Raw genomic sequence first — 12,839 nt, 5'->3', positions numbered from 1 at the left:
GTGCGCCCGCCCGAGCACACAGCCGAGTCCCAGTCCGCCATCACCCGCGTCCTCGTCCCCCACCTCCCCACCCCCCTCCCCGACGGCCACCACATCCGAGGCGTACTCCCCACCCCCACGGACTCGGTCCGCGTCGCCACGGGCCCCCGGAACGCCTACGCCCCGAACCACCTGGCCGTCTGGGAGCTGCCGCTCACCGACGCGGCGGGCCTGGAGGGGCTGTCCCCCTGGAGGGCCTGGGGCGCGCTGAGGTCGCTGCACACCCCCGGAGCCGCCGTCCCCCCGAGAACCGGCGAGACCCTGGGCATGCCCCTGACCCAGGTGAACCCCTGGAACCTCACCCCCGCACCCCCCGCCCGCGACCACGACGCGTTCCTCGCCCTGTACGCCCTCACCCACCCCTTCACCGGAACCCCCCGCCCCAACCCCCGCCTCCGAGGCTTCCTGCTCCGCGCCCCCGACCTCCTCCGCCTGTACGTCGACAGGGAGGAGGACGGCACAGAGGTGACCGCCGCGGACATCCGCCCCACCGGCGCGCTGACCGCCCTCCTCGCCGCCCTGCACCCCCTCCTGGACGAGCCACTGAGACAGACCCCCACCGACGACCCCCACTGCACCCGCCTCCTGGACTTCACGGACTGGTGACCCGGCGCCTCCCTTAACCTCACCCCATGCCGCCCAAGAAACGCCCCCGCGCGTACGACCCCACCAAGACCCGCACGGCGATCCTCGCGCAGCTCGCGCACCTCGACACGGCCACCCGATCCCTCACGGACGGAGACCTCGCCCGCCCCACGAGGCTCGGCGACTGGACCGTACGGGAGCTGGTCGCGCACATCGGCATGGCGGTCACGGCGGTGGGCAGGGCGCTCGCCCTCCCGGAACCCCCCAAACAGGACGCCACCCTCTTGGACTGGCCCTTCGCGACGGCCGGGAACGCGACGGCGATCGACGAGTTCACCAAGAACCTGGCCCAGCAGAAGACCGACCTCGCGGCAGCAGCCCGCGCCCTCGCCGAGCAGCTCGACACCCACCCGGCGACGAGGCTCCTCCAGACGAACGCCGGCGCGATGCCGCTCGCGGAGTACCTGGTCACCCGCACCGTGGAGCTGATCGTCCACACGGACGACCTCAACGCCGCGCTCCCGGCCACGGACATCCCGTACGACCGGCAGGCGCTGGCCGCGGCCACCCGCCTCCTCGCGGACGCCCTCGCGGGAAAGGCCCCCGGCGGTTCGACGGAGGTCCGGGTGCCCCCGTTCGCGGTGGTCCAGGCCGTCCAAGGCCCCAGGCACACCAGGGGCACCCCGCCGAACGTCGTGGAGACGGACCCGCTGACCTGGATCAGACTGGCGACAGGCCGCCTGACCTGGGAGGACGCCCTCAACGACGCCACTCTCACCGCCAGCGGCGAACGCGCCGACCTCACCCCCTACCTCCCCGTGATGTCGTAGGCCACAAAGTCCCGAATGATGTGCGACACCTCACTCACCGGTACGCCGAACCGCACCGACCGATCCGGATAACACCCCGCTGACCAGCGGAAACGCAAACTCCGGAGACTACTGACCGGTATCCCCAATTCGGACCAGTGCTCGGCCTCGCCTACACTCGGAGCCGTGCCACGTGGTGACGGTCGACTCAGTCATGATCTGCTCCCCGGTGAGAAGGGTCCCCAGGACGCCTGCGGCGTCTTCGGGGTCTGGGCTCCCGGCGAAGAGGTCGCCAAGCTCACTTACTTCGGGCTGTACGCCCTCCAGCATCGGGGCCAGGAATCCGCGGGAATCGCGGTCAGCAACGGCTCCCAGATCCTCGTCTTCAAGGACATGGGGTTGGTTTCCCAGGTCTTCGACGAGACCTCCCTCGGCTCGCTCCAGGGCCATATCGCGGTCGGTCACGCCCGCTACTCGACGACAGGCGCCTCCACCTGGGAGAACGCCCAGCCGACGTTCCGCGCCACCGCGCACGGCTCGATCGCGCTCGGCCACAACGGCAACCTCGTCAACACCGCGCAGCTCGCGGAGATGGTCGCCGACCTGCCCAAGCAGGAGGGCGGCCGGACGCCCCGCGTCGCGGCGACGAACGACACGGACCTGCTGACGGCCCTGCTGGCCGCCCAGCGCGACGCGGACGGCACCCCCCTGACCATCGAGGAGGCCGCGCACGCGGTGCTCCCGAAGGTCCGCGGCGCCTTCTCGCTGACGTTCATGGACCAGCACACCCTCTACGCGGCCCGCGACCCGCAGGGCATCCGCCCGCTGGTCCTCGGCCGCCTGGAGCGCGGCTGGGTCGTCGCCTCGGAGACCGCGGCGCTCGACATCACGGGCGCCAGCTTCGTCCGCGAGATCGAGCCCGGCGAGTTCATCGCCATCGACGAGAACGGCCTGCGCACCTCCCGATTCGCGGAAGCGAAGCCCAAGGGCTGCGTCTTCGAGTACGTCTACCTCGCCCGCCCCGACACCGACATCGCCGGCCGGAACGTCTACGCGTCCCGCGTCGAGATGGGCCGCAAACTGGCCGCCGAGGCCCCCGTGGACGCCGACCTCGTCATAGCGACCCCGGAGTCCGGCACCCCCGCCGCGATCGGGTACGCGGAGGCGTCCGGCATCCCCTTCGGCAACGGCCTCGTCAAGAACGCCTACGTCGGCCGGACCTTCATCCAGCCCTCGCAGACCATCCGCCAGCTCGGCATCCGCCTCAAGCTGAACCCGCTCAAGGACGTCATCAAGGGCAAGCGCCTGGTCGTCGTGGACGACTCGATCGTGCGCGGCAACACCCAGCGCGCCCTGGTCCGGATGCTCCGCGAGGCCGGCGCCGCCGAGGTCCACATCCGGATCTCCTCCCCGCCGGTCAAGTGGCCCTGCTTCTTCGGCATCGACTTCGCGACCCGCGCCGAGCTCATCGCCAACGGCATGACCGTCGACGAGATCGGCACCAGCCTCGGCGCCGACTCCCTGGCGTACATCTCCATCGACGGCATGATCGAGGCGACCACCATCGCCAAGCCGAACCTCTGCCGCGCCTGCTTCGACGGCGAGTACCCGATGGAGCTCCCGGACCCCGAACTGCTCGGCAAGCAGCTCCTGGAGACCGAGCTCGCGGCGGGCACGGCCGCCCCGGCTGCCGTCGACGCGATCCGTCGTCCGTAACCCCCGCAGCCGTAAGCCTCCGCAGGACGAAACGAAAGTCACACCATGTCTGAGAGCACCGGTGCCAGCTACGCCGCGGCCGGCGTCGACATCGAGGCGGGCGACCGCGCCGTCGAACTCATGAAGGAGTGGGTGAAGAAGACCCAGCGCCCCGAGGTCCTCGGCGGCCTCGGCGGCTTCGCCGGCCTCTTCGACGCCTCCGCCCTCAAGGGGTACGGCCGTCCCCTGCTCGCCTCCGCCACGGACGGCGTCGGCACGAAGGTCGACATCGCCCGCCGCCTCGGCGTGTACGACACGATCGGCCACGACCTGGTCGCGATGGTCATGGACGACATCGTGGTGTGCGGCGCCGAGCCGCTCTTCATGACCGACTACATCTGCGTCGGCAAGGTCCACCCCGAGCGTGTCGCCGCGATCGTCAAGGGCATCGCGGAGGGCTGCGTCCTGGCGGGCTGCGCCCTGGTCGGCGGCGAGACGGCCGAACACCCCGGGCTCCTGGGCCCGGACGACTTCGACGTCGCCGGCGCGGGCACGGGCGTCGTGGAGGCCGACCGCCTGCTCGGCGCGGAGCGCATCCGCGAGGGCGACACGGTCATCGCGATGGCCGCGTCCGGCCTCCACTCCAACGGCTACTCCCTGGTCCGCCACGTCCTCCTGGACCAGGCGAAGCTGGCCCTGGACGCCGAGATCGCGGACCTCGGCCGCACGCTCGGCGAGGAGCTCCTGGAGCCCACCAAGATCTACTCCCTGGACTGCCTGGCGCTCACCCGCACGACGGACGTCCACGCCTACTCCCACGTCACGGGAGGCGGCCTCGCGGCCAACCTGGCCCGTGTGATCCCGGACACCCTCCACGCGGTGGTCGACCGCTCCACCTGGACCCCGGCCCCGATCTTCGACCTCGTCGGCAAGACCGGCAAGGTCGACCGCCTGGAGCTGGAGAAGACCCTCAACATGGGCGTGGGCATGATCGCCATCGTCCCCGAGGAGTCGACCGACGTGGCCCTGACGACCCTGGCGGACAGGGGAGTGGAGGCGTGGGTGGCGGGCGAGATCGAGGCGCGTGGCGCGCACACGACAGGCGCCGAGCTGGTCGGCGACTACGCGAACTGACCTTGGCCAGAAGGCAGCACAAAACCCGGTCCGATGATCCCCGGACCGGGTCGGGTGCGGCCAAACCGCCGACGGCAGAAGCTAACGCCTACGCGCCACGACGATGTTGGTGTTGGGACGACGGCGACTCATCGTCGTCGTCATCGTCCCCGTACAGCTCGGCGTACCGTGCGTACGGGTCATCCTGCCCATCGTCATCGTCGTCGTCCTCGAACGGCTCAGCGTTCGGCGGAATACTCGATGGCGATGCGCCCAGCTCTTCGGCCAGGCGTGAGAGATCCGTCCCGCCGCTGTTGTACTTCAGCTGGCGGGCGACCTTCGCTTGCTTGGCCTTGGCCCGGCCGCGCCCCATGGCTCGACCCCCTCAACGACGGGGCTCGACGGCCCCAGAGTCTTGACACGCGTTCATGATCCAGAACGGACTCTCCGTGGAGAGGCCGTCCGTAGGGCTCCCACGGTACCTGAGCCCGCACCCATACGGTACGTCGCCCGTGGCGGGCGCGTGCGCCCGGCCTCGGTGAGACATGCCGTCCTGGCTGGTCAGTGGCGATTTTAACCACTTATTGGCGGCCGACCCGCCGGGAAGAGTGAGAGTTCTCTCCAACTTTCCTCCCGGCGGTACCGCGACCAAGCTCTACGGGGCGTTCACCACCCCCGCGCGAGAGCCCCCTCGTGCATCCGCTGCTCGGCGATCCGGTCGGCCGCCGCGGCCGGCGGAATCCCATCCGACTTCGCGCGAGCAAATATGGCGAGCGTCGTGTCGTAGATGCCGGCCGCCTTCGCCTTGCACCGCTCGAAGTCGAACCCGTGCAGCTCGTCGGCGACCTGGATGACCCCGCCCGCGTTCACGACGTAGTCGGGCGCGTAGAGGATCCCCCGGTCGGCGAGGTCCTTCTCGACGCCGGGGTGGGCGAGCTGGTTGTTGGCGGCGCCGCACACCACGCGCGCGGTCAGCACCGGCACCGACTCGTCGTCCAGCGCCCCGCCCAGCGCGCAGGGCGCGTACACGTCGAGCCCCTCGACGCGGATCAGCGCCGCGGTGTCCGCGACGGCCCGCACCGACGGGTGCCGGTCGAGGACCTGGCGTACGGCGTCGGCGCGGACGTCCGTGATCACGACCTCGGCGCCCTCCTCCAGGAGGTGGCCGACGAGGTGGTGGCCGACCTTGCCGACCCCGGCGATGCCGACGCGGCGGCCGGCCAGGGACGGGTCGCCCCACAGGTGCTCGGCGGAGGCGCGCATCCCCTGGTACACCCCGAACGCCGTGAGGATCGAGGAGTCACCGGCGCCGCCGTTCTCGGGTGAACGCCCGGTCGTCCAGCGGCACTCGCGCGCGACGACGTCCATGTCCGCGACGTACGTGCCGACATCGCACGCCGTCACGTACCGCCCGCCGAGCGAGGCCACGAACCGGCCGTAGGCCAGCAGGAGTTCCTCGGTCTTGTCGCGCTGCGGGTCGCCGATGATGACGGCCTTCCCGCCGCCGTGGTCGAGACCGGCCATGGCGTTCTTGTACGACATCCCGCGCGCGAGGTTCAGCGCGTCGGCGACGGCCGCCTCCTCGGAGGCGTACGGATAGAACCGGGTCCCGCCGAGCCCGGGGCCCAGCGCGGTGGAGTGCAGTGCGATGACGGCCTTGAGGCCGGTCTTGCGGTCCTGGCAGAGCACGACTTGCTCATGACCACCCTGGTCGGAGTGGAACAGGGTGTGCAGGACGCCGTTGGATACGTCGGTCACGGTGGTGACTCCCAAGTAACTGGCGGCGGTTGGGGCTGGGCCCCGTACAGGTGGCGGGGCCTGTGGGCATGAGCGTAGAGCTTTTCCGGCCACCGGACGGGCTGTGCGGGGGATCATCTCCGCGCGGAGTACGCACGTGCGACGATTTGCACGGCTTTCGGGTTCATTCGTGACCGGTTCCGGGAGGTTTTCCGATCGGCCGGCTGGGGAGGGAGCAGGCGTGCCCAAGGTGTCCTCGGTGACCGTCCCGTACGCGGCCTACCTGCGCGTGTACGAGCCCCTGGCCGCCTTCCCCGAGCCGGAGCGCGAGCACTGGGCGCGCTACGCCCGGCGCCCGCACAAACCCTCGTACCAGGACGAACTGCGCCGCTCGCTCGCCGACCTGCTGCCCACCCCGCCGGTCGCGGTGCCGGTGCACGAGAGCACCGACGCGTTCGTCATCGAGGCGAACGGCGTGCTGTGCGTGTGCCCCTGGCGGACCCGGCTGCGCGGCTGGCAGGCCCTCGCCGAACTCGACGAGCACCTCCCGCGGCCGGTCGTCGACGCGGCCGTCCCCGAGGTCGTCCGGCTCCAGGCGGCCCAGGACCACGACCGCTGGCGCGAACGCAACCCGGACGCCCGGCCCTGGATCCGTACGGCGACCTGGCAGGTGCCGCTGAACTGGTTCCTGCTGGTCTCCGACGAGGAGCGGCGCTACGACAAGGGCACCGCCGACGAGCCGCCCACCCTGCGCTACCGCACCCCGATGGTGCAGGCCAGGCGCCGGGTCGCGCGGGGTCTGCGCGCGCTCAAGGACGCGATCGACGAGGGGCCGCTGATCGACGGGCTCGTGGACGTCGGGCGCTGGCTGGAGGAGTTCCACCCCCGCTCGCTCGTCGAGGTCGACTACGGGGGGCTCGTGCACGTCCTGGCCGCCGGGGACCTGGAGGTCGACCACTCCGCCGCGGACGTCGCCGAGGGGATCGAGGCGCTCAGGCGCGGGGACGGGGAGACCGCCGGAGAGGCGTACGGGCGGCTCGTCGAGCGGTGGCGCGCGGTGCGTGACCTGCGGTCCGCCAACTGACCGGTCGGTTAACAGGACGTTGCAAGTAACTGATCCGTCATCAAAAGTGACGTAGGTCACGGCTCGAACGTTGTCGAACAGCGTACGGTCTGCCGTACTTCGTCCTGAGGTTCGGAAACTGACAGGACGTTGGTCCCGATCCGGGCTTTTGTGTCAAGCGTGACAGACCGCACGTAACTGGCCCTTGCATCCCTTGCCGCTCCTCGTGCCAAAATAGGACAAGGAGCCCGGGGGAGGCTCTGTCTCAGCATTACATGCTTTGGGGGGTCTTGTGACTCCTGATCGCCGCCGTGACTGATCGTCACAGTGGTGTGACTGTCCGCTATGGCATGGTCCATCGGCTTCCGCGGCTGATGACTACCTGGGAGGGCAATTCCATCGGTTTGGCCGACGCGGCTGGACAGATGGTGTAGTTGTAGTGCCGAGGACAAGCCGTTCGTCCTATAACCGACTCGACCCTCGTCCGCCCATTTCGGGCAACGCGGGTCAAGGTGCAGAATTTAGAGGAAAGAACCGAGAAGGTTCGGTTCTCCCGAGGAGGCCGCTCATGACCGCTCGCACCCCTGATGCTGAGCCGCTGCTGACCCCGGCTGAGGTCGCCACCATGTTCCGCGTCGACCCCAAGACGGTCACGCGGTGGGCGAAGGCCGGGAAGCTCACGTCCATCCGTACGCTCGGCGGGCACCGTCGCTACCGCGAGGCCGAGGTTCGCGCACTGCTTGCGGGGATTCCGCAGCAGCGCAGCGAAGCCTGACCGCCGACTGAGCGGGCATCGCGGCGGTCCCCCCATCAGCCGTGATGTCCACCTGTTTCACCGCATGACCGCTTTGCCGTAACACCGTTTCACCGCATCACAGCTCCACACGGCGCGGGCCCTGCCCCAACAGGCCCCTGACCCTCACGGGTGTGTCGTCGATCGCGCTGGGCTCCGCCGAGTCCAGCGCGATCTTTTTTGTGCGCCTCGCGCCGCCTGCCGGCTCCCCGTGTGAGCGACCTTGTCGCCCCCTGAGCGGCTCTGTCGCATCGCCCCGCGCGGAGTCCCCCGGACCGGTGCAATTGCACATATTAAATTGACCCCTTGTAGGAGACGGGTAAGAACCCCACTCCGGGAAACAATCCCGGTGACACCCATCACACCCCCACCCTCTTGCCCCCAACCCCCGCTTCCCGTAAGGAACTTCCCCTCCCCTGCATGTCTACCCAGGACTGCCCCAAGGGACGCGCCCCTGAGGGCCGGGGTTCCCTCCAGATGGGGAGGAGTGGAGGAGAACGCCCCGAGGGCACCCCGGAAGCCCTCAACGGCCGCGTGAGGCGCCGATCTTGACGGGTAGGCAGAAAGTCCCGGGGCGGGGCGCGGAGGCCGCTGTGACGGCAGGTGAAGCCCCGGCTTCGAGGGGGGCGCGGAGAGGAGCACCTCACACGAAAAGGACCCGCCACCCTGGATGGGTGCGGGCCACTTCGAGATGCGGTCCTGACGGGATTTGCTGTGTCTGATGGCGGCTCCGCCGCGGGCGCGGCCTCCGCCTTGGCAGGGTGGCGAGCGGGTAAGCAGAAGGCCCGCACCCCTGGTTGGGCGCGGGCCTCTTCGCGATGCGGTCCTGACGGGATTTGAACCCGCGGCCTCCACCTTGACAGGGTGGCGAGCACTCCAAACTGCTCCACAGGACCTTGCTTTGTGCGGCTGGGGAGTTGGTTTCCCTGGCTGCGAGAAGGACTGTACAGGAGGGGGAGTGGTCAGGTCGAACTCACTCTGCGTCAGGGGTTCGTCACGGGGCTTCCGCGTCGATCGCCTTCACGATCCGCTTGTCGGAGATGGGGTACGCCGTGCCCAGCGCGTGCGCGAAGTAGCTCACCCGCAGCTCCTCGATCATCCAGCGGATGTCCAGGACCGAGGCGGGAACCGGACGGCCCGCGGGGAGCTGCTCGAGGAGCCACGCGTACTCGTCCCGCATCTCGTGGACCTTCTCCATGCGGGTGGTGTCCCGCTGGGCGTTGGCCGGCATCTGCTGGAGCCGGCGGTCCACCGCGACCAGGTACCGCATCAGGTCGGAGAGCCGCCGGATGCCGGCCTGCGTGACGAACCCGGGCCGCACAAGGGCATCGAGCTGCGCCCGCACGTCCGCGAGGTTCGCGAGCAGCGCCGGGCTGCGTACGTCCTTGAGGCGCCGCTCGGCGGCCTGCCAGGCGGCGAGGACCTGCTGGACCGCGCCGACCGTCCGCACGGTCGTGTCGACGATCTCCGCCCGCGCCTTGTCGTACAGCTTCCGGTACGACGACTCGTCCCAGGCGGGCCCCCCGAAGTCCCCGATCAGCTTGTCGGCGGCGGCCATCGCGCAGTCGTCGAACAGCGCCTGGATCGAACCGTGCGGATTCGCCGACAGCGCGAGCTTCTGCGCGTTGGTCAGCTTCTCGGAAGCGAACTTTGCGGGGTTGACCGGAATATTGCGCAGGATCAGCCGCCGCGTGCCCTTCCACATCGCCGCCTGCTGCTCGGCCTCCGTGTCGAAGAGCCGTACGGAGACGGTGTCCCCGTCGTCGACCAGCGCCGGGTACGCCTTGACGGGCTGCCCTGCGCGCCGCGTCTCGAAGACCCGGCTGAGGGAGCCGATCGTCCAGTCGGTGAGGCCCGTGCGTTCGAGGGACTCACCGCCCTCGCGTTCGGCGGTGGCCGCGGCGACCTTGGACAGCGCCTGCCGCGCCTTCGGCTTGAGTTGGAGGCGCAGCGCCTCAAGGTCCTTGTCCTCGGCGAGCTTTCGCCGCCGCTCGTCGACGATCCGGAACGTGATCCGCAGGTGCTCGGGGACGCGGGACCAGTCGAAGTCGTCCGCCTCGAAGGGGACGCCGACCATGCGCTTCAACTCCCGCGCCATGGCGGTGGTCAGGGGCTCCTGCACCGGAACTACCGTATCCAGGAAGCGTTTTGCGAAGTTCGGCGCCGGCACGTAGTTCCGCCGGATCGGCTTCGGCAGGGAACGGATCAGCTCCGTCACCAACTCCTCGCGCAGGCCCGGGATCTGCCAGTCGAACCCGTCGTCCGTGACCTGGTTCAGGACCTGGAGCGGGACGTGCACTGTCACCCCGTCCGCGTCCGCGCCCGGCTCGAACTGGTACGTGACACGGAACTTGAGCTGGCCCTGGCGCCAACTGTCGGGATAGTCCGCCTTGGTGACCGCCTCCGCGGACTCCCGGATGAGCATCTCCCGCTCGAAGTCCAGGAATTCGGGCTGCTCGTGCCGCTTGTGCTTCCACCAGGAGTCGAAGTGGGCGCCGGACACGACGTGTTCGGGCACCCGCTGGTCGTAGAAGTCGAAGAGCGTGTCGTCGTCGACGACGATGTCCCGCCGCCGGGCGCGGTGCTCGAGTTCCTCGACCTCGCTGAGCAGCTTCCTGTTGTCGGCGAAGAACTTGTGGTGCGTACGCCAGTCCCCCTCGACCAGCGCGTTGCGGATGAACAGCTCGCGGCTGACCTCCGCGTCCACCCGGCCGTAGTTGACCTTCCGCTGCGCGACGATCGGTACGCCGTACAGCGTGACCTTCTCGTACGCCATCACCGCCGCCTGGTCCTTCTCCCAGTGCGGTTCGGAGTACGTCCGCTTCAGGAGGTGCTCGGCGAGGGGTTCGACCCACTCGGGCTGGATGCGGGCGTTGACGCGGGCCCACAGGCGGGAGGTCTCCACCAGCTCCGCCGACATCACGAACTGCGGCGGCTTCCGGAAGAGGGCCGAACCCGGGAAGATCGCGAACTTCGCGTTGCGGGCGCCGAGATACTCGTTCCGGCCGCCGTCCTTCCGGGGGGACTGCTCCTTGTTCTCCTTCACGTCCTTCATCCCGACGTGGGAGAGGAGCCCGGCGAGCAGGGAGACGTGGATGCGGTCCGCGTCGGCGTCCTGCTCGTTCAGATGGATGCCCATCTGCTTGGCCACCGTACGGAGTTGGGTGTAGATGTCCTGCCACTCGCGGATGCGCAGGAAGTTCAGGTACTCCTGTTTGCACATCCGGCGGAAGGAGCTGGAGCCCCGCTCGCGCTGCTGCTCCCTGATGTACCGCCACAGGTTCAGGAACGCCAGGAAGTCGCTGGTCTCGTCCTTGAAGCGGGCGTGCTGCTGGTCCGCCTGCGCCTGCTTGTCCGAGGGGCGCTCGCGCGGGTCCTGGATGGACAGCGCGGCGGCTATCACCATGACCTCGCGGGCGCAGCCGTTCTTGTCGGCCTCCAGGACCATGCGGGCGAGCCGCGGGTCGACGGGGAGCTGCGCGAGCTTGCGGCCGACCTGCGTGAGCCGGCCTCGTGGGTCCTTCTGCGCCGGGTCCAACGCGTTGAGTTCTTGCAGGAGTTGGACGCCGTCGCGGATGTTGCGGTGGTCCGGCGGGTCGATGAACGGGAACTTCTCGATGTCCCCGAGCCCGGCCGCCGTCATCTGGAGGATGACCGAGGCGAGGTTCGTCCGCAGGATCTCCGCGTCCGTGAACTCCGGGCGGGTCAGGAAGTCGTCCTCGCTGTACAGCCGGATGCAGACACCGTCGCTCGTACGGCCGCAGCGGCCCTTGCGCTGGTTCGCGCTCGCCTGGCTGACCGGCTCGATCGGCAGTCGCTGCACCTTCGTACGGTGGCTGTAGCGGCTGATCCTCGCGAAGCCCGGGTCGATGACGTACTTGATGCCGGGGACCGTCAGCGAGGTCTCCGCGACGTTCGTCGCCAGAACGATCCTGCGGCCGGTGTGGGGCTGGAAGACGCGGTGCTGCTCGGCGTGGGAGAGGCGGGCGTAGAGGGGGAGGACCTCGGTGAAGCGGTACTTCTTCTTCTCCAGCGCGTCCGCCGTGTCCCGGATCTCCCGCTCGCCGGAGAGGAAGACGAGGATGTCGCCCGGGCCCTCGCCCTGGAGCTCCTCCACGGCGTCGCAGATCGCGGTGATCTGGTCGCGGTCGGAGTCTTCGCCGTCCTCCTCCAGCAGGGGCCGGTAGCGGACCTCCACCGGGTACGTCCGGCCGCTCACCTCGATGATCGGGGCGTCCCCGAAGTGGCGGGAGAAGCGCTCGGGGTCGATCGTCGCGGAGGTGATGACGACCTTGAGGTCGGGGCGTCTGGGCAGGAGCTGCGCGAGGTAGCCGAGCAGGAAGTCGATGTTCAGCGACCGCTCGTGCGCCTCGTCGATGATGATCGTGTCGTAGGCGCGCAGCTCGCGGTCCGTCTGGATCTCCGCGAGCAGGATGCCGTCCGTCATCAGCTTCACGAACGTCGCGTCCGGGTCGACCTGGTCGGTGAACCGCACCTTCCAGCCGACGGCCTCGCCGAGCGGCGTACGCAGTTCCTCGGCGACGCGCTCCGCGACCGTCCGCGCGGCGATCCTCCTCGGCTGCGTGTGCCCGATCATGCCGCGCACACCGCGCCCGAGCTCCAGGCAGATCTTGGGGATCTGGGTGGTCTTACCGGACCCCGTCTCCCCCGCGACAATAACGACCTGATGATCGCGGATCGCCTCCGCGATGTCGTCCTTCTTCTGGCTGACCGGAAGCTGCTCGGGATAGGAGACGGCGGGCACCCGCCCGGCCCTCACCCTCATCCGCTCGGCACACCGCTCCACCTCCTCCCCGATCTCGGCGAGCACCGCGGCCCGCGCCTCCGGCTTCCGGATCTTCCGCGCACCCTCCAACCGCCGACCGAGCCGCTGCGCATCGCGCAACGACAGCTCGACGAGGCGGGAAGCGAGATTCCCGAGGGCGGGGGCAGGCTGCGTAGACATACGCTCCCCAGGATCTCATCCCGGGGAAAATACTGGCGA

The 12,839-nt window shown here is 69.5% G+C and carries 9 protein-coding genes and 1 tRNA gene; 6 read left to right on the top strand and 4 right to left on the bottom strand.

Annotated elements, in window-relative coordinates; all coding sequences use genetic code 11:
• The 4 genes from PV682_RS28695 to purM all read left to right on the top strand — a co-directional run bounded on the left by PV682_RS28695 (nt 1) and on the right by purM (nt 4,262).
• Nucleotides 1–645, top strand: coding sequence for a hypothetical protein (locus PV682_RS28695; RefSeq protein ID WP_319734696.1), 645 nt, complete (start codon nt 1–3; stop codon nt 643–645).
• A 26-nt stretch (nt 646–671) separates the two neighbouring features.
• Nucleotides 672–1,454: a maleylpyruvate isomerase family mycothiol-dependent enzyme gene (locus PV682_RS28690; protein WP_319734695.1), complete on the top strand. Its 783-nt coding sequence runs from the start codon at nt 672–674 to the stop codon at nt 1,452–1,454.
• A gap of 165 nt (nt 1,455–1,619) precedes the next feature.
• Entirely contained in the window at nt 1,620–3,149 is a 1,530-nt protein-coding gene (gene purF, locus PV682_RS28685; RefSeq protein WP_319734694.1) for an amidophosphoribosyltransferase, read from the top strand.
• Between the two features lie 45 nt (nt 3,150–3,194).
• Nucleotides 3,195–4,262, top strand: a complete 1,068-nt coding sequence (gene purM, locus PV682_RS28680; RefSeq protein ID WP_319734693.1) for a phosphoribosylformylglycinamidine cyclo-ligase — start codon at nt 3,195–3,197, stop codon at nt 4,260–4,262.
• Nucleotides 4,263–4,350: 88 nt separating this feature from the next.
• Here purM and PV682_RS28675 read toward each other — a convergent pair whose 3' ends face one another.
• Nucleotides 4,351–4,614: a DUF3073 domain-containing protein gene (locus tag PV682_RS28675; RefSeq protein ID WP_055723995.1), complete on the bottom strand. Its 264-nt coding sequence runs from the start codon at nt 4,612–4,614 to the stop codon at nt 4,351–4,353.
• A 293-nt stretch (nt 4,615–4,907) separates the two neighbouring features.
• Nucleotides 4,908–5,999 carry a Leu/Phe/Val dehydrogenase gene (locus PV682_RS28670; protein WP_319734692.1) on the bottom strand — a complete coding sequence of 364 codons (1,092 nt, stop codon included), beginning with the start codon at nt 5,997–5,999 and terminating at the stop codon, nt 4,908–4,910.
• A 220-nt stretch (nt 6,000–6,219) separates the two neighbouring features.
• Between PV682_RS28670 and PV682_RS28665 the strand changes: the two genes are divergently transcribed.
• The gene (locus PV682_RS28665) at nt 6,220–7,062 is read left to right on the top strand and encodes a hypothetical protein (RefSeq protein ID WP_319734691.1); all 843 of its coding nucleotides are present in this window, start codon (nt 6,220–6,222) and stop codon (nt 7,060–7,062) included.
• A gap of 547 nt (nt 7,063–7,609) precedes the next feature.
• Complete coding sequence (gene bldC / locus PV682_RS28660) at nt 7,610–7,816, top strand: developmental transcriptional regulator BldC (RefSeq protein WP_003949541.1); 207 nt, start codon at nt 7,610–7,612, stop codon at nt 7,814–7,816.
• Nucleotides 7,817–8,655: 839 nt separating this feature from the next.
• Here the strand turns inward: bldC and PV682_RS28655 are convergent.
• Both PV682_RS28655 and hrpA read right to left on the bottom strand, forming a co-directional pair.
• Nucleotides 8,656–8,730: transfer RNA gene (locus tag PV682_RS28655), tRNA-Asp, on the bottom strand.
• A gap of 98 nt (nt 8,731–8,828) precedes the next feature.
• On the bottom strand, nt 8,829–12,800 hold the full coding sequence (hrpA, locus tag PV682_RS28650) for an ATP-dependent RNA helicase HrpA (protein ID WP_319734690.1): 3,972 nt from the start codon (nt 12,798–12,800) through the stop codon (nt 8,829–8,831).
• Nucleotides 12,801–12,839: the final 39 nt, after the last annotated feature.

It is taken from the genome of Streptomyces niveiscabiei, assembly GCF_033794345.1.
GTDB lineage: Bacteria > Actinomycetota > Actinomycetes > Streptomycetales > Streptomycetaceae > Streptomyces > Streptomyces niveiscabiei.
The sequence above is the reverse complement of the archived record's forward strand: the minus strand, read 5'-3'. Positions and strand labels throughout refer to the sequence as shown.

Bases quoted from the DNA above. Each gene is read 5' to 3' on its own strand.
- PV682_RS28690 (WP_319734695.1), top strand. From the start codon at position 672: ATGCCGCCCAAGAAACGCCCCCGCGCGTACGACCCCACCAAGACCCGC.
- purM (WP_319734693.1), top strand. From the start codon at position 3,195: ATGTCTGAGAGCACCGGTGCCAGCTACGCCGCGGCCGGCGTCGACATC.
- PV682_RS28675 (WP_055723995.1), bottom strand. From the start codon at position 4,614: ATGGGGCGCGGCCGGGCCAAGGCCAAGCAAGCGAAGGTCGCCCGCCAG.
- bldC (WP_003949541.1), top strand. From the start codon at position 7,610: ATGACCGCTCGCACCCCTGATGCTGAGCCGCTGCTGACCCCGGCTGAG.
- hrpA (WP_319734690.1), bottom strand. From the start codon at position 12,800: ATGTCTACGCAGCCTGCCCCCGCCCTCGGGAATCTCGCTTCCCGCCTC.